A 24,316-nucleotide genomic window follows, 5' to 3' on the forward strand; every position below is an offset into this window, starting at 1 on the left:
GGTACGGCCGGCCCAGCCGGAGTTGCCGGTGTTGCCGGTTTGGCCGGCCCAGCCGGAGTCGCTGGTGTCGCCGGTATGGCCGGCCCAGCCGGAGTTGCCAGCGCCAACAGCTCCGGCGCGAAGCCCGGGTGGTCGAACACCCGCGCGGCCACCGCCCGCAGCTCCGATTCCGGGGTACGCCCCAGAGCCGGCCCAGCCGAAGTTGCCGGTACGGCCGGCCCAGCCGGAGTTGCCGGTGTTGCCGGTTTGGCCGGCCCAGCCGGAGTCGCTGGTGTCGCCGGTATGGCCGGCCCAGCCGGAGTTGCCGGTGCGGCCGGCCCGGCCGGTGTTGCCGCCAGAGCCGGCCCGGCCGGTGTGGCCGGGGCAGTCGGTGCCGGCTGCGGCTCGACGTCGGGTTCCGGTGTGGCCTTCTTTGCGGTGGCGCTCTTCCGAGGGGTCGCCGCGCGTTTGGCGGGGCTCGCGGCGCGCTTGCTCGGCTTCGGCGTGACCGGCGTCACCTCGGCCGCCTTCTTGGTGGCGGTCTTGCGAACGGTCCGCGCCCTCGGCGCCCGGCTCGGCGGCTCGTCCCCTGCCGTCGGGTCTGCCTGGCCGCCGTTGGGCGGGGTTGGTTGGTCGTCGCTCGTATCGCTGCCCGGCGGTTCTGGCTGCTCGGCGCTCGCGTCGCCGCCCGGTGGTGGCTGCTCGGCGCTCGGGTCGCTGGTGGTGGCGCCCGGGGTACGCGTCGCCTGTCGGGGCAGCTGGCGGTCCGGCTCCGGCGGCTGGAAGAGCACCGGCGGAGCAGCCTTGGCCCGTCGAGGACGCTGGGACGCCGCAGCGGCTGCCGGCGGTGCCGCCGTCTCCGCCGACTGCTCGGCCGCGGTCGGAGCCTGCCCGGCGGCGATCGGACCCTGCCCGGCGGGGACCGGGGGCGTGAAGGTGGCCCGTGGCGAGCGGCGACGCGCTCGCTCAGCAGGCTCTCGACGGGGCGACTCGCTGGGCGGCTGCTCCTGCATATCGATGAAGCGTAGTCCCGATCACGACGCCGCACAGCGGGAAAACACCGGGGCGGACGACCCCGGTGGGCGTACCCCGGAAGTCGTTTTGCTCCCGGTGGGTGCCGACCTGTATCCTCGGGCGCGGTGGTCTGAGGATCACCAAGGGAGACTTCGCCTAGTCTGGTCTATGGCGCCGCACTGCTAATGCGGTTGGGGTCTTAAAGCCCCTCCCGGGTTCGAATCCCGGAGTCTCCGCGCGAAAGCCGGGTGTGTACACTGGCTGAGCACCAGCGCCCGTAGCTCAATGGATAGAGCATCTGACTACGGATCAGAAGGTTAGGGGTTCGAGTCCCTTCGGGCGCACAAGATCAAGAGAGCCTGACCTGCGGAAACGCGAGTCGGGCTCTCTGCTTTTCTGTCCCTTGTGGACGTTTGGCTGCTCCGTGGCTGCTCGTCCGACGAGCATCCCCTCCGTCCCGCCGTGTCCGTGTGGCTTTGGCTGTGTCCGGTCTGGTCCCGGCAACGATGGGGGCGATGATCACCGATTCAATCGACGCCTGCCGATATGGGGCGAGCTCGGCGGTCTGGTGTATGGCCGCAGGTGGCGTGCAGGGGCGGTACTCTTCTGGGCGCGCACGGAATGGCTCGCCTGGCCGTCGGGTGCAAGGAGTTGTGTGCAGCTACTCGGTTACGGGACCAGGGCGGATGGTTCCCTACGGTCATGAACGTTACGCACGAGCGCGCCGGTCAGGCCCGTTCAACGAGTGCGGAGAGTCCCCTCGTATGCCAAGGAGTACGGGGCTGGCGGCCTCATCACCTACGTCAGAACAGGTGAGTCCGGAGAGCTGCGCTCTCGGCTGAAGCGGAGGCGCTCGTGGCCATCACTGATTCGGACATCTCGAATGCGCTCGCGGCCTACCTGGAGTGTTATCCGGACGAGGCTGCGTCGTTGTCCACTCCGGTGACGCTGCTGGCCCAGGGAGAGGGCTTCGCCTCGCGGCGCAACTTCTCGATGCACGTCACTGTCGGTGCGCTTGTGGTTCGCGGCGGCGTCGAAGTGTTGCTCGTCGAGCACCTCGCCTACGGGATCCTTCTGCAGCCTGGAGGGCACCTCGAACCGACTGACGCCACTCTGATCGGTGCCGCAGCCAGGGAGCTCGTGGAGGAAACCGGTGTTGATCCAAGCCTCCTTCTCCCAGCCTCGCCCCTCCCGGTCTACGTCGAGTACGGCAGAGTGCCGGCGCGGCCGACGAAGGATGAGCCGGCACATTTCCACCTCGACTTCGGCTACTCATTTCTGACGGCGCAGGCCGATGTGGGGCGGATCCAGAAGTCAGAGGTGCGAGGCGCCGCGTGGTACCCCCTCTCCATGGCCGAGCGGCTTGTCGGAACCCGCATCGCCCGAGCGGTTGCCAAGCCCCAGGACTGCCAGTAGACGGCAAAGGCGGCGCTTGTGGCTGAGCCCGCCACCTTCCTGCCGATCGGCCACCCGAGGACGGCCAGCCTCTACCATGCGCTCTGACACCGCCGCTACCGTCGCCGACTATGAACCGCATCGCCATCATCGGCTGCGGCGGTGCCGGAAAAACTGTTCTGGCTAACCGCCTCGCCGCCCTGCTCGACCTTCCGGTCATCAACCTCGACGCCATCTATTACGACGGCAACTGGAAGGAAAAGACCGCGGTCGAATTCGCCGCCATTCAGCGCGGCGTGGTCGCCGCCGACCGATGGATCATCGACGGCAACCACGCCTCCACCCTGTACATCCGGGTGCATCGAGCAGACTCCGTCATCTTTCTCGATCTGCCCGCCTGGACGTGTCTCTGGGGCATTGTCCAGCGCCGCTGGCGCTACCGCGGCGGCCAGCACCCCGACGGCGTCTACGACCGCATCACCATGTCCTTCATCCGGTACATCATCGGGTACCGCAAGAAGATGAGGCCCCGCATCGCCGCCGTCATCCGCGAGCACGGGCAGCACGCCCAGTATGTGACCCTCACCAGCCGACGGCAGGCCCGACGATTTTTGGGCAGCATCGGCACCAATTGATCCGCAGGCGCGGTCGAGAACACGATCGTCGGCAAGGCCATTCAAGCGAACGATGAGCGCGTCCTGATGTTCCCGAACCATCCAGTCTCGCGCCCTGCGACGTTCACCCGGGCTACCTTCGGCAGTTCGGGCTGCGCAGGCCCGCGTTACCAGCCTCAACGGCGATGCGCACCAGCGCTGGATATGACATCGGGGCACGGCGACCGCCTATATCCGCCACTAGTCCGCTAGCGTCGGCACAGTCGGGCGAGTGGAGAGCATATGCGTGTGATTTGGGTGAACGGCGCGTTCGGCGCTGGCAAGACGACGCTGGCGCAGCGGCTGGTCGCCAATGATCCGCGGCTGTTGCTGTTCGATGCCGAGTTGCCGGGCTTCATGCTGCGCGAGATCGTTGCCGTGCCGCCGAGCGGAGACTTTCAGGACCTGCGTGTATGGCGGCGCAGCGTGGTCGACACAGCGGTCGCGTTGCTGCAGGAGTACGGACGGCCGCTCGTGGTGCCGATGACCGTCGTGACGCGGTCCTACCTTGAGGAGATCTTCGACGGTCTGCGGGACCGCGGCGTCAGTGTTGATCATTTCTTCGTTGATGTGCCCGGTGAGGTGCTGCGCAAGCAAATCATGGATCAGGTGGTCTGGCCGGATGATCAGGTTCGTGATGCGCAGGTGCGGTCCTGGCGCCTGGAACAGGTACAGCGGTGTTGCGCTGCTGTCGAATCGATGCCGACCGGCACGGTGGTGCTCGACGGACGACTGTCTGTCACGGAGTTGGCCGAGCGGGTGACGGCAGCGTTGGCATAGGCAAACCGGCCAGGTGGCTGCCGGTGGGGTGACGGCGGCCAGAAATCGAGCGCTGCGGGGTGATGTCCAGACTTGTCCACTCGCTGGCCGAGGTCTTCTCGCAGTGGTGAGTACTGGTTGACGCCCTCGAATGCGGATCCAGATCCGTAACCTGGTGCAGGCTTGGGGAGATGAAGGGGTGAGGGGTTCGCGCCCCGGTGCCAGGATTGTCGCCGAGGCGCGAGGAGGAGCCGGTATCCAGGGGGTGGATGCCGGTATCTTCTTTTCCCTCGTACCTCGGTTGCTCCTGTCACGCTGAGCCGCTAGCACGGCGTCAAAGCACTGCGTGTGTTGGTATTCGGTGGGTCCAGTGGCAGCGACGGCTTCGAGCCGGATCGCGTAGCCGTACGTCTTCTCTGATCTGCCTTCCGGTGCCATCCCTACCATGATTGGCTCGGAAGGAGTTGGCGGCAGACGCAGGCCCACGTATTCGACCCGCCGTGAGCTCAGTGCGGCGTGACCTTAGATCGGAGCGTTGTGACCGAGCCCGAGTCGCCGCTGGAGCAGGCTCGGGTTGCCTGTGTGATCGCGGGCCTCGATCCGTCTGGGCTGCAGCCGATGCGGCTGCACAGCAACGCGGTGTTCTCCCTGCCCGGACAGGTTGTCGTGCGGGTTGGTGCGGGCGCTGATGCTGTTGGCCGGGCCGGTCGGGCTGTGATGGTGACCCGGTGGCTGGCCGGGCAACATTTTCCGACAGTCGTGCCGGTCGGTGGGATCAGTCAGCCCGTCGTGGTGGCTGGTGGCTCGGCACAGGGCATCCCCGTGACGTTCTGGGAGATGGCCGACGTAGGTCCCGACCCGGCTTCGGTACCGGCGATTGGTTTGGGTCGACTGCTCGCGCGGCTGCATCAGCTGTGTCCGCCGTTCGTTTTGCCGAGGTTTCGGCCGCTCGAGCGCCTCGCCGCGGCCGTGCGGGAGAGCGGCTGGCTCGCGGCGCCGGATCGGCAGTGGATTGAGGAGCGGACGGCGGATTTGGAGGCTTGTCTGAACCGGACGGAGTTCCGGTTGGGGTGGGGCCTGGTGCATGGCGACGCACAGTTGAACAACGTCTTTCTGTCCCGGGCAGGTTCGTTGCTGGGAGATTGGGACAACGTGTCGACGGCGCCGCGGGAGTGGGATCTGGTGCCGGCTGCGGTGGAGCAGCGCTTCGGTGGGTCCCCGCGTTTGCTGACCGAGTTGCTGGCCGCGTACGGGGCGGACCCGACTTTAGATCCCGGTTGGGCGGTGCTGTGCGACATCTACGAGTTGCGGTCGGTCGCCGCGCACATCCGTCGTGCCCCAGTGTCGCCGCCGCACGCGCGCCAGGCGGCGCTGCGGATCGCGTCGCTGCGACGCGGTGATCGGGGTGTCCGATGGTCTGCGGTCGGCTGAGCGTCGTGGTTGCTGGTCAGCTCACGGCGGCGGTGAGGGTTTCGGTCAGGCGTTCACGAAAGTCGCGCACGGCGGGTCGTGCCGTGTGGGGTGCGCAGTAGTGCAGCAGGGTACGCAGGCGGTCGACGACGCGGGTGGAGGTGGCCACTTCGGCGGCCATGTCGATGGCGCGGTGTCCGTCGGCGGCGGCCTGGTCCGGGTCGATGCTGGTGAACCGGGCTGCGGCGAGGGTGATCTGATCGAAGACCGCGGAGCGGGAGTATCCGTCGGGGCGGGCGGCGAGTGCGGCCAGTGCCTGGTTTTGGGCGTGCACGGCGAGGTCGGGTTGGTGGGCGGCGGCGTCCTGCCAGGCGAGGGCCGCGTTGCCGGCGAGTTCGGCGGGGCCGGTGTAGGCGGGCAGGTCGTCGTCGGGCTCAGCGCTGCCTTGCAGGTCTTCGGCGAGGGCGATGGCGTGGCGTAGTTCGGTCACCGACCCGGGTCCGAGTGCGCCGAGCATGCGCGCCTTGAGATTCCAGAGCATGGCCGCGGCGGCGGGGTGCTGGCCGCGGGGTAGCAGGGTGAGGGCGGCGTCGACGAGGCGGAGGCCGTCGTGGGGGTGGTTGAGGTCGCGTAGCTGGCGGGCCATGTCGGCGAGCAGATTGACCTGCAAAGGCGTCGATCGGGGGTCGGTGGACTCTCGGGCGGCGTGCAGACCGAGGACGAAGTACCGCTGTGCGGGGCCGGCCATGTGCACGTCGTGGCTCATCCAGCCGGTCATGCCGGCGAGTTCGGCGACGGCGGCGAGCATGCGGTTGCCGACGGCGTCGGTGTAGGAGGCGTCGCGCAGCAAGTCGACGGCGTGTTTGAGCTGCCCGACGGCGGCTTCGCGGCTCAGGCCACCGCCGATTGCGGCGTCTTGGGTGCCGAAGGCGGTGGTGGCGGCCTCGATGCCAGCGACGGTAGACATGGTGATCCGGCCGCCGGTAGTGGCGCGGTCGGGTAGCCGGCCGGTGGGTCCGGTCAGCCAGCGCAGCAGCGGATCGGTCAGTGCGGTGCCGGTGGTGAGGGCGATCGCGTCGGATAAGAGTGAGCGCCTGGTCAGCATGTCGCTCCCGATGTAGGCGGCTAGCTCATCAAGCGTACGAGCGGCGACGCTGGGAGTTTGATGTGGTGGTGCCGGTGCGAGGCCCAGGCGACGTTGCGGCCAGAGCACCGCGACCGGAATGTCGAGCCCCCACGCCCGGGAGAGCACGGCAGCCACGAGGTCGGGCTGCCGGCAGCTTCCTCCGGACAACCATCGTCTGACGGCGACGTGGTCGTAGAACAGTCGCAGCCCGTACTCGCTGGCGCCGAGGGCGTTGACGGCGCCAGCGAACTCGTCGAGCGATCCGAAGCCGCTTCCTTCGAGCAGCGCCGCCAAGACCGGGTTGGCGATACGTGACGGCATCCTCATGGTGAGCCTCTAACGCACATCGGTGTGGCCGGGCGTGTCATGTGTCCACAGAGTACCGACGGGTGGACCGGTCAGGGTGCGAACGCACCTTTCACGCACCTTGCCGTGCGCTGTCTACGGCCTGTTGAGGCCCCTAGGACCGGTGCGAGTCTCGGTCCTACGCAGCTACGGCCTCGGGTTCGCCCCGAGATCGCACCCGCGTTCGGCGCAAAGAACGCTGATCCGCGATGGCCGTAGCTGTGTGCCGAGGTGTAGTGCCGCCGCGGACAGGTATCGGTGTCCGGTCGTGCACGGCGGCTGATCGCCTCCGATCGCAGTCCAATGTCGCGAGGAAGGGATCGCCATGTTCGTCGATGTGGTTGTCGTCGGTGCTGGCCCGGGTGGTTTAGCGTGCGCCCAGACGGTGGTGCGGCAGTCCCCGGGCCGGCGTGTACTGGTGCTGGAGGCCGGGCGGGGGATGCGGAATCGGCCGTGTCCGGTCGATCGAGGGCTGCGCTGTACGGGGTGTGCCGGGATCTGCAACGTGATCAGCGGGTTCGGCGGTTGTGTGCATTACGGCGACGGGGTGAAGTTGAGCCTGTTGCCGTCCGGGCGTCGCCTCGTCGATCACTTCGGTGAGGACCGCGCCGGCGAGCTGTGTGAGCGTGCGTTTCAGTTTCTGACCGCACCGCTGCCGGAGCGGCCGGCGTTGCATGGCACGAGCCTTGGTGCGCCGGTGATCGAGGCGTTCGCCCGTCATGGTCTCGCCATCCGGGAGTACCCGGTCGCGGTCTTGGGCGAGACACAGGTCCGAGACATGCTCACGGCGCTGTACGGCTTCGGCGACGACGCGCTGACGGTCTGGGAGAAGTCGGAGCTTGTTGCCGCTGCCCTCAACAAGGACCGTCTGACGGTGTCGGTAGCGACACCCAGCGGCCCTGTCACGGTCGAGACAGCGCATCTGGTGCTGGCCACGGGCCGGCACGGGGTGACCAGCACACAGAACCTTCTGACGGCGTTCGGGGTGCAGACGATCGCGCCGGACATGTCGCTCGGCGTGCGTCTCGAAACCAGGGCCGAGGTGTTGGCCGCGATCGGCGTCGAGCATCCCGATCTGAAGATTACCCAGCTGGAGCGGGTGGATCGTAAGACGAAGACGTTCTGTTTCTGTGGCGGCCCGAACGGTGGCCGGATCAAGTTCACCAACTATCAGCGCTCTTTCGGCCGCGAGGTCATCACCTTGGACGGGCACGAGACCACCGAACGCACGCCGGGGCAACGGCCGCTGGCGGCGAATTTCGGCCTGTTGTGCCAGCTCGCCCGACCCGGCACCAGCACTGAAGTTCGCGCGGAGATCCTGTCGGACTACGGGCGGCTCAGCGCAGGCCGGCCGGTCGCGCAGAGTCTGCGCGCGTTCATGGCCAGGGTGGCTGAGCCGCGCAGTTGGCCGGAGCTGGCGGCGGCGGTGACGTTTGAGCCGTCCGTCAAGGACTTGAACACGGCCCGGCTTGACACCCTGTTCACCGACGCCGAGCACGCCAGTCTCGTCGAAAGTCTTCGCCGGGTCATGGGCTCGATCCTGGACCACGCCGACGTCGACATTTCACTAGATGAGCTTGCTGACGACGTTGTTGTTGTCGGGCCGGAGGTCGAGTTCCTCTGGGACCGGGTCCCGGTCGACAAGGACTGCAAGGTGGCGAATTTGCCGATTAGCGTGGTCGGTGATGCCGCCGGAATCGCCCAGGGCATCGTGCAGGCCGCCATGATGGGCGTTGCCGCTGGCGATGCCATCGCGAACGGCAAGCTGGCATGACCGCCGCGATGGTCCGCCGTCCGGTCGCGGACCGGTTCGGGCCGCTGTATCCGGCGTCGGCGATGACATTGCCGGTCATCCCCAGCCTTCCGATGCCGAGACTCGCCGCGCCGCCAGCCGACGTGCGCAACCTCTGTGCGCACTACCGCGACCACTACGGTCGCGCCATCCTGTGCGAATGCCCCGCCGGAGATTCCGGGGACCGGATCGTGGTCATCGACAAGGCGTTCCCGCACAGCGTCTACGACATGATGCTGCTGGCCACCGTCGGCGACGACACAGTCATCGCGTCATCGGTCAGTGATGTCCCCGAGGCCGTGCTGACGACGTTGCTCGCGTTCTGCGGACAGTTCGTCCGCTATGTTCACGCCTCCTCTACCCGGCGCCGGTTCGTCTTGACGGGGCACAGTTGATGATCGGCACGAACTATGACCCGTCCACGACCGACCGAGACAACGGCCAGTGGTGGGACAAGCGGATGCACTGGCACCTCAACTGCTGGCCCGCCACCGCCTACCGCGACGCCTCCATGGTGTCCCTGGGCGACGTGGACGACGTGAACCGGCGACGGGCGCTGGTCGATCCCATCGCGCACCTCGCCGCGCGGATCATGCGTGACGCGATCCGTACGCAGCCGCTGCCCATCGGCTGCCGGTTGGCGGGCGATGCGGATCTCGACTCAGATGATGGTCCCGTCGGATTCAAGATCGCTCTTCCGGGCTGGGACTTTCTGCCCGATGCCGCCTGCGCGCGGCTTCTTGTCGATCTTCATGATGTGGCGGCGAGCGCGTACGCGCAGTTGCGCCGGTGCTTTACCGGTAGCGCGGCAGCGTCACCGCCGTGGACCCGGCCAGAGCTGCTGCCGCCCGATCGGGTCGCGGCGAACCTCGACGAGCTCACCTGGCTGTCCGAACCCGCCCGACAGGGCCTGCTCAGGCTGCGGTCGTTGCTACGGGACGTCACCCGCCGCGAAATGGATTTGATGCGGGCTGACATGGACCTCGCAAACCGGTGTTTGACCTTGGCCGGCCTGGACTATCACCTCGGATTCTGGTCCCCACCGCAACCCGGCAGCTCGCGCGGCCGTGCACCGGTGTATCTCGTGATGCAGTTCAAGCTGCTCAGCGCCATCGGCAGCAGCCCCGCGATCGGAGGCGGCGTCGCCTCGATCCTCGACCGCTTCAGCGGCCCGATCATGTCGGCACAGCAGATCCGCCTACGCCGACAGTTCCAGGACCGCTTCCTCGCGCTCCTGGATTGCCGCACGACGAAGGTGCCAGCGTGACCGGCCGCAGGCCCAACGCGGCTGTGGGGACGAGCATCACCCCGGAGATCCTCGCCTTCTATACCCACGGCGCCGAGGAGGAACGGCTGAACGACCCACGCCGGCACATCGAGTACCTGCGCACCCTCGACCTACTGACCCGCCACCTCCCCACAGCAGCAACCGTCGCCGACGTCGGCGGCGGACCTGGGGCTTACGCGCTTCGACTGGCCGCCGACGGCCACCGGGTACACCTCGTGGACCCCGTCCCCCTGCACCTCGAACAAGCCGAAGCCCGCTCAGCTGACGCCAAGTCGCCGCTGACGTCGATCCTGCGCGGGGACGCACGCCAACTACCGTTGGACTCCGGCAGCTGCGACGCCGTCCTGCTGCTCGGCCCGCTGTATCACCTCACCGACGCCGCCGACCGCGCCCGCGCCTGGGCCGAGGCCCACCGCGTGCTCGTCTCCGGTGGCGTGGTCGTTGCCGCGGCGACGTCGCGCTTCTACACCACCTGGGAATACCTCGCGAAAAACCTCTACGACGACCCGGCAGTGGAGGAGATCCTGGCCCGACATCTTCGCGACGGGCAACATCGCAACCCCACCGGTGATCGGCGACTGTTCACCACTGGCTACTTCCATACCCCGCACGAACTCGCCGTCGAAGCCACCGCCGCCGGCCTGCACGCGCACGCTGTGCTCGCGGTCGAAGGCGCCGCGAAACTGCTGCCCGACCTCGCCGAGCGCCTGCGCGACCCACAACGGCGAGACCTTCTCCTGCGGGCGATTCGCCGAATCGAGGCAGAACCCTCACTGCTCGGCATGTCCGAACACGTACTGCTCATCGCCCACAAGCCCGCACCCGACAGCACCGCCACCGCCACCGCCACGCAGGAGACGCGATGACCGCCACCGTCCGGCTCGCCGGTTGCGACCTTCCCACTGCCCATGGACACTTTCATCTGCACGTCTTCGGCCCCGAGAATGGGCCCGAGGAAGTCCTCGTCGCCGTGCACCGCCCCCGGCCCGCCGACGGGCAGATCCCGCTGGTACGGATGCACAGCGCCTGCGCCACCGGTGACCTGCTCGGATCACTGAAATGCGACTGCGGCCCTCAACTGGCTACCTCCCTGCACGCGATCGGCACATCCGACTACGGGATCCTGCTCTACCTGCTGCGCCACGAAGGCCGCGGCATCGGCCTCGCCGCCAAGATCCGCGCCTACACCTTTATGGACCAGGGATACGACACCGTCGCCGCGAACGCCGCGGTCGATGCCCCCACCGATACCCGCGACTACCGACCAGGCGTCGATGCGCTGACCTGCTCGGCGTCACCTCCGTCCACCTCGCGACCAACAACCCCCACAAGATCAGCGCCCTGCGAGCCGCCGGGATCGTCGTCGACCGCGTGCCACACTCCGGCTTCGTCAACCCTGCGAATCGGGACTATCTCCACCAGAAGGACACCCTGCTCGGGCACCTCAACAGCAGGGGCGCGACCGACGCTTCCTGACTGTCCCTCAGCCGGGACAAGACCCACCACCCGGCCACGGATAGGTATCATTCCGGCGGGCAGCAGGCGCGCCCGGCCTTCCCGCCGGACGGCCGCCACACTAAAGCTGCAAGCGCGCCGAAGTCGCTGGGTCAGCGGCACCGCTGACGTCTCAACCCGATCACCACGCATCGGTTCCGCTATAGGGGAGAGGAAACACTCAATGAAGGTTTGTGTTGTCGGCACCGGATACGTCGGTCTCACCACCAGCGTCAGCCTGGCCTTCCTGGGCCACGACACCACCTGCATCGACCTCGACAAGCAGAAGATTGAGACCCTCCGCGCCGGCCACTGCCCGATCTACGAACCGCACCTGGAAGCGCTCCTTGAGCAGGCTGCCTCTCGCCTCACGTTCACCACCGACTACGCCGTAGGCGTTCCCGACGCCGACGTCGTGTTCATCGCCGTGCAAACTCCACAGAAGGACAACGGCAACCCCGACCTGCGATACCTGCGATCCGCAGCCGAGAGCGTCGCTGAACACCTGCGCGGCGACTTCACCGTCGTGGTCAACAAGAGCACCGTCCCCATCGGCTCCGGCAACTGGGTCGACGCAATTCTGCGCGAAGCCTACGAACGCCACCACGGAAACCGCCCCGACGGGCAATTCGCCGTCGCGTCGAACCCCGAGTTCCTCCGCGAGGGCACCGCGCTCGCCGACACCCTCTACCCGGACCGCATCGTCATCGGCTCCGACAACCAGAAGAGCCTGGACGTCCTCAACCAGCTCTACCGACCCATCCTCAACCAGTCCTTCACCCCGCCCACCGTGCTGCCCCGCCCAGCCGCCATGAGCGCCGTGCCTCTGGTCTCCACCGACCTGGCCTCCGCCGAGCTGATCAAATACGCTGCCAACGCCTTCCTCGCCCTCAAGATCAGCTACATCAACGAGATCGCCGCCATCGCCGGCAAGGTCGGCGCTGACGTCCGCGAAGTCGCCCGCGGCACCGGCCTCGACGCCCGCATCGGCCCCCGCTTCCTCAACCCCGGCATCGGCTGGGGCGGATCCTGCTTCGGCAAAGACACCGCCGCGCTCATCGCCACCGCCAACGAGTATCACCTCGCCATGCCGATCGTGACCGCCGCCCGCGATGTCAACCACCGCCAGCGCACCAAGGTCGTGGACCGGCTCCTCGACGAGCTTCACATCGTCAAAGGCCGCAAGATCGGCATCCTTGGCCTCGCGTTCAAGCCGGACACCGACGACCTGCGTGACTCACCGGCCATCGACATCGCGAACCTGCTCCTCGAACGCGGCGCCCGAATCACCCTGCACGACCCCGTCGCCGCCGACCGCTTCCGCCGCGAACAACCCACCCTCGCCGCGCACCTCGCCGACCGCGTCGAAGACGTCTTCGACGACGCCGACGCCATCGTGGTCGCCACCGAATGGATGCACTACCGCGACCTCGACTGGGCGAAGTTCGCCCCCACCATGCGCTCACCACTCGTCCTTGACGGACGACACTGCCTCAACGCCGACAGACTCACCGAAATCGGCTTCCGGTACCTGACCATGACCTCACCATCTGTCCCCCCGCGCTCGCGCGCCTAGGTTCTCCCTCGCGGCGTGGATGACATCGTCCGGGGCCGGCGCCGACCCAGTCGGGTAGCGGCCGACCGACTCTCCTGGTGTGGAAGCCGTCGGCCTCGCAATCGGACCTCGCCCGCACTGGCTTACGAAGTGATCTGCGGTCTCAACCCCGCCGGCCCGACCATCCCCGCCTATGCTGAAACGTTGGTGGTCGAGCCACGTAGGTTGAGACGGGTGCAGGCCATCCTCGCGACACTCGGCTACGTCCTACATCCCGACGGCGAGCGGGTGTTGCTGATCCGGCGCGGCAAGCGACCCGACGACGTGCACTTCGGCTACCACAACGGGCTGGGTGGGAAGCTGGAGCCCGGCGAGGACGTGGTTGCCGGGATGCGCCGGGAGATCCGAGAGGAGAGTGGCCCGGAGTGCCACTTACCGCGTCTCGCCGGCACGATCTCCTGGCCCGGCTTCGGCCGTCGTGGCGAGAACTGGTTCGGACTTCTGTTCCGCATCCCCGAATGGTCGGGAAACCTACGGGCGGAGTGCCCGGAGGGCACGCTGGTCTGGACCGCCATCGCGGACGTGCTTGCCGGCCGGGTGCCCATGCGGGAAAGCGACCAGCACTTCCTGCCGCTGGTCTTCGCCACCGAGCCCCGCCTCTTTCACGGCGCGATGCCCTTCGACCAGGGCAAGGCTGTCAGTTGGTCCTACAGGGTCACCACCGGCGTTGCCGAAGACCTCACGGAGGGGGCCCCGTCACCATAAGACGGTGTTGGCGATGGCGGGCCGAGCAGCATCGTCAGCCCGCTCGGCGAGGGCGGCTGCCCACCTGGGAACGGCGCAACAATACGGATGCGAGACTGTAAGTGAACGGTTCTCCCTCATGCCCGGCAGCTCTCCTACGGCGGGCAGTGCCTATCGGCGCTGCCACGGTTAGCTGAGGCGCTTCTCTTCTCGGCGCAACGTGGGCAACGGGTTGGGCATGGAGTCAGCGCCGTGGCATCGGCTAGGCCGCTGATGCGCAGGATCGTGGTGACAGCCTCGTCGAAGCCGGCGCTCTCCGCAAAAACGTGTTCACCGTCGATACCGAGCAAGTCGCAGGGCACGTACCACTGACGCATCTGGTCCCCGGTGACCGGAATTGGCTCCGCACGGCTGAGGTGGCGGCGCACCGTCTCGTCGAACGACACGTCGAAATAGAAGACGGCGCTTCGCCCGGGATGCTCGGCGATGAGCCGGCGCAGGATGGTGCCATGGCCGTGGCCGTCCAGGATGCCTTCGAGAATGACGTGGTAGCCGGCATCGAGCGCGGCACGCGCGGTCGAAGCGATGAACGCCGGTGCTACCGGCTGCATTCGATTACCGCCGTGTTCTCTGAGCAGGACTCTGCGTAGGTAATCCTGCTCCAGCAACGCGGTGCCCCGGCCTGCTCTTCGGCGCACCTCGCGGGCGGTGGTGGTCTTTCCTGAGCCGGAATTGCCGCGAATCACCACCAGCAGGGGCGTCTGCGGAGCGTCACGTTCAGCGCGCGGCGGGATGACGGTCATCGCGGCTTTCCCGGGGCGGGCCAGGTGACGGCGATGGTGGCGTGCCGGCGGGCGACGAGCAGTTGGGGTCGATCAGAGGCGTGTGGCTCTGTTCCGGTGGGGTGGACGGTGATGTGTGGGCCAGGGCCGTGGCGGTGGTCGTGGTTCCAGACGGTGATGAGCTGGAGCATGTCGGTGGTGAGGGTGCTGGCGTCGGGTCCGAAGCCGTGGGCACCGAACTGCCAGGTGGTGTCGTCGAGTTTGCGCATGGCAAGGTAGGCGAGGCTGTCGGTGGTGAGCAAGGTCGGGCAGACGAACCGGTCTTGAGGGTCGACCAGGCCGGCGGCGCGTTCGCGGTTCACGGCGAGGGTGCCAAAGGGTCGGGGTTGGCTGGCCAGCCACAGGTGCAGCGACTCGAAGGAAGAGCCGTCCTGCATGGTGATGGTGACCGGCGACCAGGTGTCCAGCCGCGGCGTATGCAGCGCTGAGGTGAGGGCTTCCGGGTGCACGTCGGTGGTGGTGTCGTCCAAGATCAAGACGACGTCGTCGCCGCGTAGGGCCAGTCGGCGGGTGGGCGTGTGTCCATCGCCCTGCATCGGCACGAACCCGCATTGCAATGCCGCAGTGGCGACAAGGTGGTCCTCGTGGCGTCGCAGGGTGAGGCAGCGGGTCATGCCACGTATGCGCAGCGGCGCAATGAGAACACCGGTCGGGGTGAGTTGATCGAGCCAGGCCGGTGGGAGGTCACTGGCCTCGACGGTGACGATGATGGCGTCGTACGGCGCAGCGCCGGGCCAGCCGTCTACGGCGTCTGCTGTTACTGCTTGGACATGCGGGTAGCCGGCGGTGTCGAGGGCGGCGCGGGCATGCGCTGTGACGTCGGGGTCGATGTCGATGCTGGTGACCGTGCCGTGTGGGCCGACGACCTCGGCGATCAGCGCGGCGTTGTAGCCGCCGGAGCCGATCTCCAACACCCGTGCGCCGGGCTGTAGGCAGGCGGCGTGCAGCATGGTGGCTTGCAGCCACGGGGCGGAGATCGAACTCGTCGCACGTCCGTCGCGGCGGCGTTTGGTGATGACCACGTCGTCCGTGTACGCGGCGTCGATGCTGACGTCGGCTGGCGCGAACAGATGCCGCGGCACTCGGCGGAACGCTGCCTCGACCGCTGGTGACGTGATCCATCCGTTGGCGCGGAGTTGGTCAACGAGTCGAGTGCGAGCCTCATCTGCTGGTAGGGCGTCGAGGGCGTTACCCGCCATGCTCTGACCTCCGCTGAATGGCCACCGACGTGGGGCATCTGGCGATGCTATGGATGTGTCTTCTTGATCGCTTAACGGTGGTGTGGCGGGTTTGGTTGGCCCCTGATGGTCACGGCCTGTCGGGTGGCCACGCGGCGTCGCCGAAATGGCCTCGGCGGCTGCTTGTGCGAGTCGAGCTTGGTTAGTGGCGGGGATCTTCCAGGGCTCCGACAGGGCCCGCCAGAGGCAGTCCGTGATCTTTCTACTACTTGTTGTGTTCGCCGCGCTTAGCGCCGGCAGGCGGGCCGCAAAGGCGGTCACCGCCGCCGAAGCGCTGGCGGTGCCGTGGTCCGGTAGCTCGTCGCTTCGAGGGAAGGATGAGCCGGCGGTGCGGCAGTCGACGTGGCGCTTGCCTAACGACGGCGCGGGCCCCATGGGTTGCCGGTCAGCGGGCGCTCTTCGTCGTGCGCTTGCGGGGAGGGGTCAGGAGGTCGGCTATCGCCGCGATCGCGGACGGCACGAGCCGATAGTAGGTCCAGACGCCGCGCTTCTCGCGCTCGATCAGGCCGGCCTCGGTGAGGATCCGAAGGTGGTGGCTCACCGTGGGTTGGGACAGGTTGAGCGGCGCGATCAGGTCGCTGGCGGACGCTTCGCCCTGCGGGGCGGACTGGATCAGGCTGAGGAGCTGGAGCCGGGCCGGGTCGGCGAATGCCTTCAGCACGCCGGCGAGCTCGTCGGCATCGGCACGTTTGATCGGTTCGCCGGCCAGTGGAGAGACAGCAGGCATAGCGGTGCTCGGAATTCCCACGCCGTACATCGTTGCACAGCCGCAATCGGCAGGACGGCGCAACCGGATCAGCTACCCGTCAGGCGGTGATGGCGCCGGGTTCGTCGATGAGTTTGTCCGCGAGCGCGAGGAGCCCGGCGCTGTTGGCTGCCTTGACCAGCACGACGTCGCCTGGCCGTAGCCCATCGCGCAGCAGCTCCCACGCCTGCGCTGCGTCCGCCGCCCGATCCGCCGTCGTGCCGGTGCCGGCGGCACCGGCGGCGTACTGCTCGGCGTCGGCTCCACCGATGGCCACCAGCCATCGGGCGCCGATCTCGGCTACCTGCTGTCCGACCTCGCGGTGTAGCTGTGCGGCGTGCTCGCCCAACTCGGCCATCTCACCCAACACCGCGACCGCCCGCCGGCCGTTTCCGCTCATCGCGTGCAACGCGCGGATCGCGGCGCGCATGGCACCGGGCGCGGCGTTGTAGGCGTCGTTGACGACCGTCACCCCGTCCGCGCGAGTGATGACCTGCATCCGGCCCGGTGACATCACCTCAGCGCGCGACACCGCCTCGGCCACGGCCTCGATCGGGTGGCCCAGCCCGAGGGCGACGGCTGCGGCAGCGAGGGCGTTGGACGCCTGGTGCAGCCCGTGCAGGCGCAACCGCACTTCGGCCGTCTGGCCGTCGTGCGCGAGATGGAAGCCGGCGCGGCCCAACTCGTCCATGCTCACGTCCTCGGCCCGCACATCAGCCGGGTTCTCAATGCCGTAAGTGAGCACGCGAGCGTTTGTGCGCCGTGCCATGGCGGCCACGAGCGCGTCGCCGCCGTTGAGCACGGCCAACCCGCCGTCGCCCGCGGCGGGCAGTGCTTCGACGATCTCACCCTTGGCGAGGGCGATGTTCTGCACTGACCCGAACTCGCCCAGGTGCGCGCGTCCGACCCGGGTGACGACGCCGACGCCCGGTGGAGCGATGCGGGTCAGGCGGGCGATGTGTCCGACGCCCCGCGCGCCCATCTCCAACACCAGATAGCCGGTGGCGGCGGTGGCGAGACTCACCGCATACGGCAACCCCAACTCGTTGTTGTTGTTGGTGCGGTTAGCGACGGTCATGCCGAAGGCAGACAGCACCTGCGCGAGGATGTCCTTGGTCGATGTCTTGCCCACCGAGCCGGTCACGCCGATCACCGTGGTCTGCGGCAACCGGCCCACGATCGCGCGAGCGAGGCGTCCGTACGCGGCGGGTACGTCCTCGACGATGACCGCAGGCAGCCCGACCGGCCTTGAGGCGAGTACCGCCGCAGCGCCGGCCTCGATTGCCTGGGCGGCGTAGTCGTGCCCGTCGACGTGCTCCCCGGGCAGCGCCACGAACATCCCGCCGGGCTCCACGCGACGGCTGTCGAACACCACCGGCGCCGTGACAGTCACCGTGTCGGGGGCGTTGTCGACGGATCCGCCGATCGCGGTCGTGATCTCTTGCAGCGTCATCGCCAGCACGAGATGAACCTACCGCCCGGGGTCGACATAGCCTGTCGCCCCGACGAACTCCAACTCAGTGTCCGGCTGCAGCCGAGCGACACTATGGGGCACAGACCCAACGGGACCCGCTGCCGAATGAGCACGCGACGAAACGGAAGCACGGCCCCCTGCCGGAGATCGTCAAAAGGGGCAAAGCTCTTATAGCTGCTTGCCCTGTCGGCGGTGGGGACAGGCGGGCCTGCTGCGGCGCTAAGGAATCGTCGGGTCCCAGACGACGATCATGGTCGGGATGGGCAGTCCTGCGGTCGCGGTGTGCAGTTGCGGCAGTGGCACCCAGTCCAGGCCGACCATGATCGGGCATTCGCAGGAAATTTTGTCGCTGCCCAAAATCGGCTCACCGTCGGCTACTTGCACGGCGAAGCAGGAGGTGAGTCCGGACGGGTAAGGCACGTCGAGCAGGTACCGGACCGCCAGGGGTCGCAGGCCGACCTCCTCCACAACTTCGCGCCGAACGGCCTCCTCTGCTGTTTCATCGGCGGCGATGCCGCCACCGGGTAGCGTCCAATACTCCTGGCCATCGTGGCGTCCGGACGGGCCTCGCCCACGCTCACGCACCATCAACAGCCGGTCGCCGCGCACGATCACCGCCGCTGCTCGTCGACGTCGCGTCACCTCAGGATCATCTCCGACGCGGCGCTTGAGGCAGACGCCCTGTCGTCGGCCAATGGCCCGGTCCGGGAATGCGGCACCGCGCGCGGTCTTGAGTCCCGAGCGCACGGCGTCCTCCCCGAGCGCAGGGGTCCTTCGTAAGCTGCCTGGTGCGCCGCGTCGAGGTGGGGCTGTATCTCCACCACGTTCATTCCGTCGCCGTCGGTTGCGCGGGGGCGGATTGTGGCGGCTGCGCGGGGTCCGGCCACAGCGCGTCGAGGACGGTCTCGATGCCGACGCCGAGGGCCGATTCGATGTCGTCGAAGTCGAGCGGGCTTTCGATGAGGGCCAAGTGCTCGTGCAGCGAGTCGAACGAGCCGAACAGATGCTGCAGCGGTGGTCGGTGTGCGCTTCGCTCGGTGGCCTGGGTGCGCAGCGAGATCGCGTACGCGACAGCTGCTGGCCATATCTGGTCGAGGAACAGGCCGGGAACGGGTTCGTCGTCGCTCCAACCGGCTTCGCGCCAGTTATCGGCCGCGGTGTCGCGCGCGCGTTGGCGCAGGTCGGGCCAGCGCTCGTCGAGTGCGTCGACGAGGGCACCCAGCCGGGCGCCGGTTCCGAACCTGTGCAGTGGTGCGGGTCGATCGCCGGGTGGCAACCACACCCACAGCTGTTTTGGATGCGACCAGTAATCCGCAGGCGACAGGAACGTGCCGGCGTGCCGCCACTGCTCGTGCAGCCAGTCATCGAAGCCGGGCGGTGCGGCGCATGCCAACAGCGCCACGACGCCGGCCCAGCCGGCCGGCGTCGCGAGATCGGTCGCGGTGAGTTGGTCGATCTGATAAGTCAGGTAGGCCGTGGCGTGGCCGCTGGTGACGAGCACGTCTCCGTCGAACGCACAGACGGGACACAGCAGCAGTTCCTCATCGCCGGCGGCGGCGAGCAGATGCGCCTGGGGATAGGCGTCATCGCAGACGACGCATCGCGCTCGGTTGGTGGCCATCGCCATCGCGTGTGCCCGTGCGTCGGTGATCATCCGGTCCAGTTCGGCAATCACGTCGCGGATGGGACGGTCGCCGCTGATCTGGGAATATGCCTCGTACGTGGTCGGGGTAAGCGGGGCGGCCATGTCCACCATCGGCGGCCGGGACAGGTCGAGCCGGGTCTCATCGTCGGGGTCGCAGGCGTCGCTCCTGGATTCGGCGGCCTGGTCGGCGCGTCCGACGAGTAGCCGAGCCGGGCCCGCGTAGCCACGGTACTCGGTGTTCTCGGCGAAGCTCTCGTGCTCCACCGGCCAGCCCGCAGCCTGCAACGCCCGCATCAGGTCGGTGTGTAGACCGGCGGCGCTAAGCCCACCGGATCGGTTGCGGGCCGTCAGCCGCGCGGCGGCGGCGTGCGACACCCCGGTCGCCTGCGCGTACGCCTTCGCGTCCCTTTTCCGGGCGCTGTCTTTGACCATGGCCGTCAGTCTCCTTCGGGCAGCCCCACACGCTGCGCCGACGCGAAGACGGTCACAGAATCTGTCGCGCGAGCCGGAGGCCCTTGTCCGCGATTGCCGTGACGGTGTGGGCGTCGGTCGGCACGGAGGCAGGCAAGCGCGTGCTGCCCGGACAAAGCGTAGTCGACGCGACGGCAGGCGAGGCGCAACTCGATGACAGGTTCCGGTAGACGCTGGGCCGCCCGGCCGAATTGAGCAGCTCGCAGCGTGCATAAGGGGAAAGGCACATGCTACTGGGCAATCTCATCAGAAAGGGCATGCGACAGCGACCGAGAACCTCGGGTCACTCGACGATGACGCCTGGTTTCCCGGCATAGCCGTGGTGTCCTGACAAGCGACCCTCCGGAAGCTAGACAGTTGTCGGCACCGCCAGCCGCAGCGGCTTAGCCTCCTGCTCTACGCCCAGCTCCGCGATCGAGGGAGAGGCTGCGGTGGCTGTAAGTGGGAATTGGCCCAGTGTGAGAGCGAATCACATGTCGTCTCAGCAGTCAGGCACCGCCGATGGGTAAGGCAAGTTTGACCTCGACGGTCGACCCGGCGGAAGCCGTGAAACGAAGTGTCAGGGTGCGAGCTTGCGCAGGCGGGGTTGGCCGGAACAGCCACTGCGCCTCCCACTCTGCATCAGTCCCGCCCGTCCGTCCGGATGCGTGGTCGTAGGAGGTGCCGACATCGTCGGCGACCGCGACGGCTATACGCATGAACTCTTCGGCCGGCCAGGGCGGCGGCGACCGATGATCGGCCTGCTGCTGCCATGTCTCGTGTCGCATCCGGTGATCACCCAGCATCGCTTGGCGCGCCGGGCCGTGCTCGGCGTCCAGCGTCACCTCGACATGGTTGGCAAGAGTGACCCTGATGAGTTGGGCGCGTACTCCGGCGACCTCGCCCACGATGACTGGGTGTTCTAGCGGCAGCCTGACCCGCGGTATTTGGCGCACGGTAACGAGATAGACGTGGTCGGGATCGTGGTAGTCCACGTGGAACTCGCCGTTGCCGAGTCGCTCGACGCTGCTACCCGCGGACGGGGACCACCTCGGCTGCCGGGATAGCAGCGCATTGATCACGTCCTCGATGCCGGTCACTTCGTCACTCTAAGCCGAGGCCGCTGCGGGCTGTGGGAGATCAAGGGCCTCGTGTTGCGTTACTGAACTCGCTCACCAGGACAAATTCAAGCGTCCAAGGTGGACTTCAATCGGTCTTGTGACGGGATCTCGGAACTGTGCGGGCTTATACCTCTGGGTGCGGTGAGTCGGGGTCCTTGTCGCGCGCGGCTTCCTCCAGGCGCATGAACTCGTCGATGACCCGGGCGAGGCTTTTGCGGGTTCTGGGAAGGAGCTTGTCGAAGGACCTGGCCATGACTCGTGCCTCGCGGCTTGTCAGTTCGACGTCGTCGTCGCCGAGGAGGTAGCCGGCCGGGACACTGAAGAACTCGGCGAGGGCAACCAGCGTGGTGGCCTTGGGGTTGATCTTGGGCGAGCGCAGGAGAACGCGGATACCTTCCGGGGTGATCGGGTATCCGCGTTGCTTGAGCTCCCGGGCGACTTCGGTCTCGGTGTAGGGCGGCCGGTCCTCGCCGCGGGCTTCGAAGAGTTCGCGAAGCCGACTTTGGATCAGCCGGGAGGTGGCGTCCTCGGCTTGCTCGGCAGGCGTGTCGCTCACGCAGCCCTCCCAACTCCGGTTGGTTCGCGAGCGAACCACAGTTGACGCGCTCGGTGTTCCGTGTTTAGCTCTCCGTACCGCTTCGGCAACTACGGTTCGGTGCTAATCGAACTGAAGTTGGTTGGAGCGTAGCGGATCGGGGTGGTGTGCGCCATGCGGCCACCCGGATGTGCGGGCGACGGCGTCGGAGGGGACGCGCCGTCGCTGTTGGGGCAGGTCAACTGGTCGACACGGGTCGCGCCAGCACCGACAGGCGGAGCCGCGATGACTCCGGTCGTGCGGGCCGACGCGCCTGAGTAGGCGCAGACGGTCGAGCAGGAGCTGCCTCACCAGCTCATCACCTCATCGGGCCCCCCGTGCCGGTGAGGTGATGGGCCGGGGGAGCCGGCGGGCGGGGAGAGGGGCCCTTCCCGCCGGTCCTCCACCCCACGACAGGCCCACCGCTCACACAGCGTCTCGCTGCCACAGGCCCCGCTCGGCGCGGTAACCAGGCAACGGTGGCCCTGATGTGGCGACTAGGAAAAGAGGCAGCGGTGATCAGACAACGACAGGCCCGCACGGCCAACGATCCGCACCTGCTGGTCCGGCGACGCTCCGCCGGGCGAGGTGTCACCAAACGACGGACCAGTTCAACCACCGCGTTCGAGGCGCCGTTGACCGCTATCAGCGCCGGCCTCGCCCAGCTGCGCGTCGACATCGACGCTCTCGTCGACACCGCGGAACGCCGGCCCACCGCGTCGCGCCGGGCAGCGCTGGTCGACGTCCATCACCAACTTCGCCTGCTCGGTCAGCGGGTCAACGCCGCACTCGGTGCCCCGCCCATTTCAGCGGATGATTCCTCCCCACACGCCTGACCGGCGGCGGTAGCGACAGGACCGCGATCAGTAGCACCGGCATGCCCGCCGGTGGCGGTCCGAGTCACCTGCGGCAACTCACCGCAACGCAGGGCGATAACGAGAAGCTTCGCGTCGCAGCGGGCTCGTAGGACCGCGTCCTGGAGCGTGCCACGGGCGGTGACACCGCCGACAGACGCCGATCACGCGCGCCCGGACGTAGGGCCAGAGACCGCACACCAGCGACGGTCGACAACATACGGATGAACGGGGTTCACCATGCCCAGTCAACGTTCCCTGCAGTCACGCGGGAGCTCACCCGCGCAGCCCACACCCGCCAAGCGCAGTCGCGAAAGACGGCGACGCGATCGGCAGACCGTGCGCCGTGCGCGCCAGCGCAGGTGGTCACGATGAGCGCCACCACCTCACGCCGGGTAACAGGTGTGCACCGGCACATGACCAACCGGCGCGCGGCGTCCCGCCCGGAGTCCGACCCGGTGGCACAACTGTGCCGCACCGCCAACACCGTCCGCGCGCTCCTTGAGCGCACGGTGCTGCGGGAGGCGGACCTGACGTGGACCACCTACGACGTGCTGGTCCTTGTCTGTGCTTGTGACGTGCTGGAGCCGGCGGCTATCGCGGCGGAGATCGGGATCGCCAGGGCGACCCTCACCAACGCCCTCGGTCTGCTCAGCGACCGTGACCTGATCCGGCGTGAACTGCAGGAGCATGACCTGCGGCGTACCGTCGTGCGTCCCACCCGGGCAGGCCTGGACCTTGCGGGGCAGCTGCGGCGGCGCGTTGACGCCCAGCAGTCGACCCTCTTCGCCGCACCGGGTCTGCCGAGCGAGAACGACTTCGCCCGGGCGTTGAGGCTCCTTGCCCAACGCACCCGCCCTCCCAACGGCGGCCCGCATGCCGGGGGCATCCGATGAGCGGCGGTATCGGTGTGGCGCGGGGCACCGCCCTGTGCGTCGGGGCCGTCCTCGGCCCCGGAGTCCTCGTCCTGCCAGCGGTCGCGGTGCGCGCCGCCGGCCCGGCGTCCCTGCTGGCCTGGGCGGCGCTGCTCGCCCTGTCCGCGTTGATCGCGACGACGTTCGCGGACCTCGGCGCCCGCTACCCGGACACCGGCGGTGTCGCCGCCTTCACGGGCCGGGCGTTCGGCGACCGGGCCGCCGCGGTCGTTGGCTGCTGGCTGTACACGGCGGTCCCCGTCGGGGTGGTCGCCGGCGCGGTGGCGGGCGCCCACTACACCGCGACCGCCTTGCACACCCCGCCGGCCACAACGGTGGGGATCGCGGCCGGGCTCCTGGCCGTCGTGTTCCTGACCAACATGGTGGGCCTGCATGTGTCCGGGCGCCTGCAGTTAGCGCTCACCGGCGCCCTGGTCGCGCTCCTCGTCACCGTCATCATGGTGGCCGGCCCGCACGTCGACCCGCAGCGGATCGGCCCGTTCGCACCCCACGGCGCGGCCGGGGTCGGCAGTGCCGTCGCCGTGTTGTTCACCGCCATCTGTGGGTGGGAGGCCACCGCCAACCTCAGCGCCGAGTTCACCCACCCGCGGCAGGTGCGCCGCGCTGCCGCGGCGAGCCTCGCCATCATCGTCGTGCTCTACGCGGGCCTGGCCATCTGCACCGTTGGAGTCCTCGGCAACCAGGCCGGTGACACCACGGTGCCGCTGATGCGCCTGCTCGCCATCTCCGGCCAGCCGTGGGCGCCCGGGGCGGTAGCGGGCGCGGCGGTGCTGCTGACCGTCGCGGCCAGCGTCACCTTCGTCGCCGCTGGCGCGAGAGCGGGCGTGTCTCTGGCCCGTCACCGCATCCTCGCCCCGCGGTCTCGCGGTCGCTGACCAGCCGAC

22 protein-coding genes, 2 tRNA genes and 2 pseudogenes are annotated in these 24,316 nt (G+C 68.2%); 16 read left to right on the plus strand and 10 right to left on the minus strand.

The window, feature by feature from the left end:
- Positions 1–992, minus strand: a pseudogene (locus tag JM949_RS37215) (hypothetical protein); the annotation flags it as partial.
- A 146-nt stretch (positions 993–1,138) separates the two neighbouring features.
- Here JM949_RS37215 and JM949_RS17135 point away from each other — a divergent pair.
- From JM949_RS17135 to JM949_RS17160, 6 genes are all read left to right on the plus strand, one after another.
- Positions 1,139–1,229, plus strand: a tRNA-Ser gene (locus JM949_RS17135).
- Between the two features lie 35 nt (positions 1,230–1,264).
- Positions 1,265–1,337, plus strand: a tRNA-Arg gene (locus tag JM949_RS17140).
- Between the two features lie 511 nt (positions 1,338–1,848).
- Positions 1,849–2,409: an NUDIX hydrolase gene (locus JM949_RS17145; protein WP_203149448.1), complete on the plus strand. Its 561-nt coding sequence runs from the start codon at positions 1,849–1,851 to the stop codon at positions 2,407–2,409.
- A 110-nt stretch (positions 2,410–2,519) separates the two neighbouring features.
- Positions 2,520–3,023 (plus strand): P-loop NTPase family protein, encoded by a 504-nt coding sequence (locus tag JM949_RS17150; protein ID WP_203149449.1) that lies wholly within the window; start codon positions 2,520–2,522, stop codon positions 3,021–3,023.
- 276 nt (positions 3,024–3,299) lie between these two features.
- Complete coding sequence (locus JM949_RS17155) at positions 3,300–3,821, plus strand: AAA family ATPase (protein WP_203149450.1); 522 nt, start codon at positions 3,300–3,302, stop codon at positions 3,819–3,821.
- Positions 3,822–4,337: 516 nt separating this feature from the next.
- Positions 4,338–5,231, plus strand: coding sequence for a phosphotransferase (locus tag JM949_RS17160; protein WP_203149451.1), 894 nt, complete (start codon positions 4,338–4,340; stop codon positions 5,229–5,231).
- A gap of 16 nt (positions 5,232–5,247) precedes the next feature.
- Here JM949_RS17160 and JM949_RS17165 read toward each other — a convergent pair whose 3' ends face one another.
- Positions 5,248–6,657 carry a hypothetical protein gene (locus JM949_RS17165; RefSeq protein ID WP_238433338.1) on the minus strand — a complete coding sequence of 470 codons (1,410 nt, stop codon included), beginning with the start codon at positions 6,655–6,657 and terminating at the stop codon, positions 5,248–5,250.
- A gap of 349 nt (positions 6,658–7,006) precedes the next feature.
- On the opposite strand from JM949_RS17165, the gene JM949_RS17170 reads away from it, so the two are divergent.
- The 7 genes and pseudogenes from JM949_RS17170 to JM949_RS17195 all read left to right on the plus strand — a co-directional run bounded on the left by JM949_RS17170 (position 7,007) and on the right by JM949_RS17195 (position 13,575).
- Positions 7,007–8,455: an NAD(P)-binding protein gene (locus tag JM949_RS17170; RefSeq protein ID WP_203149453.1), complete on the plus strand. Its 1,449-nt coding sequence runs from the start codon at positions 7,007–7,009 to the stop codon at positions 8,453–8,455.
- The gene (locus JM949_RS37220) at positions 8,452–8,868 is read left to right on the plus strand and encodes a hypothetical protein (protein WP_238433339.1); all 417 of its coding nucleotides are present in this window, start codon (positions 8,452–8,454) and stop codon (positions 8,866–8,868) included. Before JM949_RS17170 ends, JM949_RS37220 begins: the two co-directional genes overlap by 4 nt.
- Entirely contained in the window at positions 8,868–9,740 is an 873-nt protein-coding gene (locus tag JM949_RS17175; RefSeq protein WP_238433340.1) for a hypothetical protein, read from the plus strand. The genes JM949_RS37220 and JM949_RS17175 overlap by 1 nt, the downstream gene beginning before the upstream one ends.
- The gene (locus JM949_RS17180; RefSeq protein WP_309232196.1) at positions 9,737–10,627 is read left to right on the plus strand and encodes a class I SAM-dependent methyltransferase; all 891 of its coding nucleotides are present in this window, start codon (positions 9,737–9,739) and stop codon (positions 10,625–10,627) included. Before JM949_RS17175 ends, JM949_RS17180 begins: the two co-directional genes overlap by 4 nt.
- Positions 10,624–10,980, plus strand: a pseudogene (locus JM949_RS37225) (GTP cyclohydrolase); the annotation flags it as partial. The gene JM949_RS17180 and the pseudogene JM949_RS37225, both read left to right, overlap by 4 nt.
- A gap of 459 nt (positions 10,981–11,439) precedes the next feature.
- Positions 11,440–12,831 carry a UDP-glucose dehydrogenase family protein gene (locus JM949_RS17190; RefSeq protein ID WP_203149454.1) on the plus strand — a complete coding sequence of 464 codons (1,392 nt, stop codon included), beginning with the start codon at positions 11,440–11,442 and terminating at the stop codon, positions 12,829–12,831.
- Positions 12,832–13,044: 213 nt separating this feature from the next.
- Complete coding sequence (locus JM949_RS17195) at positions 13,045–13,575, plus strand: NUDIX hydrolase (RefSeq protein WP_203149455.1); 531 nt, start codon at positions 13,045–13,047, stop codon at positions 13,573–13,575.
- A 134-nt stretch (positions 13,576–13,709) separates the two neighbouring features.
- Here JM949_RS17195 and JM949_RS17200 read toward each other — a convergent pair whose 3' ends face one another.
- From JM949_RS17200 to JM949_RS17235, 8 genes are all read right to left on the minus strand, one after another.
- The gene (locus tag JM949_RS17200) at positions 13,710–14,357 is read right to left on the minus strand and encodes an AAA family ATPase (protein ID WP_203149456.1); all 648 of its coding nucleotides are present in this window, start codon (positions 14,355–14,357) and stop codon (positions 13,710–13,712) included.
- Positions 14,354–15,595: a methyltransferase, FxLD system gene (fxlM, locus tag JM949_RS17205; protein WP_203149457.1), complete on the minus strand. Its 1,242-nt coding sequence runs from the start codon at positions 15,593–15,595 to the stop codon at positions 14,354–14,356. The genes JM949_RS17200 and fxlM overlap by 4 nt, the downstream gene beginning before the upstream one ends.
- A gap of 424 nt (positions 15,596–16,019) precedes the next feature.
- A complete protein-coding gene (locus JM949_RS17210) occupies positions 16,020–16,361 on the minus strand; it encodes an ArsR/SmtB family transcription factor (RefSeq protein ID WP_203149464.1) in 342 nt (113 codons plus the stop codon).
- A 79-nt stretch (positions 16,362–16,440) separates the two neighbouring features.
- A complete protein-coding gene (locus JM949_RS17215; protein ID WP_203149458.1) occupies positions 16,441–17,832 on the minus strand; it encodes a UDP-N-acetylmuramoyl-tripeptide--D-alanyl-D-alanine ligase in 1,392 nt (463 codons plus the stop codon).
- Positions 17,833–18,072: 240 nt separating this feature from the next.
- Positions 18,073–18,600 (minus strand): NUDIX hydrolase, encoded by a 528-nt coding sequence (locus JM949_RS39185; RefSeq protein WP_309232197.1) that lies wholly within the window; start codon positions 18,598–18,600, stop codon positions 18,073–18,075.
- 79 nt (positions 18,601–18,679) lie between these two features.
- Positions 18,680–19,873, minus strand: a complete 1,194-nt coding sequence (locus JM949_RS39190; RefSeq protein ID WP_203149459.1) for a hypothetical protein — start codon at positions 19,871–19,873, stop codon at positions 18,680–18,682.
- Positions 19,874–20,457: 584 nt separating this feature from the next.
- Positions 20,458–21,048, minus strand: coding sequence for a hypothetical protein (locus JM949_RS17230; RefSeq protein WP_203149460.1), 591 nt, complete (start codon positions 21,046–21,048; stop codon positions 20,458–20,460).
- 145 nt (positions 21,049–21,193) lie between these two features.
- The gene (locus JM949_RS17235; protein ID WP_203149461.1) at positions 21,194–21,625 is read right to left on the minus strand and encodes a helix-turn-helix domain-containing protein; all 432 of its coding nucleotides are present in this window, start codon (positions 21,623–21,625) and stop codon (positions 21,194–21,196) included.
- 533 nt (positions 21,626–22,158) lie between these two features.
- On the opposite strand from JM949_RS17235, the gene JM949_RS37230 reads away from it, so the two are divergent.
- The 3 genes from JM949_RS37230 to JM949_RS17250 all read left to right on the plus strand — a co-directional run bounded on the left by JM949_RS37230 (position 22,159) and on the right by JM949_RS17250 (position 24,307).
- The gene (locus tag JM949_RS37230; protein WP_238433342.1) at positions 22,159–22,479 is read left to right on the plus strand and encodes a hypothetical protein; all 321 of its coding nucleotides are present in this window, start codon (positions 22,159–22,161) and stop codon (positions 22,477–22,479) included.
- 389 nt (positions 22,480–22,868) lie between these two features.
- The gene (locus JM949_RS17245) at positions 22,869–23,393 is read left to right on the plus strand and encodes a MarR family winged helix-turn-helix transcriptional regulator (RefSeq protein WP_238433343.1); all 525 of its coding nucleotides are present in this window, start codon (positions 22,869–22,871) and stop codon (positions 23,391–23,393) included.
- On the plus strand, positions 23,390–24,307 hold the full coding sequence (locus JM949_RS17250; protein WP_203149462.1) for an APC family permease: 918 nt from the start codon (positions 23,390–23,392) through the stop codon (positions 24,305–24,307). Before JM949_RS17245 ends, JM949_RS17250 begins: the two co-directional genes overlap by 4 nt.
- Positions 24,308–24,316 lie beyond the last annotated feature (9 nt).

This window comes from Micromonospora tarensis (assembly GCF_016803395.1).
In the GTDB taxonomy this organism is placed as follows: domain Bacteria; phylum Actinomycetota; class Actinomycetes; order Mycobacteriales; family Micromonosporaceae; genus Micromonospora; species Micromonospora tarensis.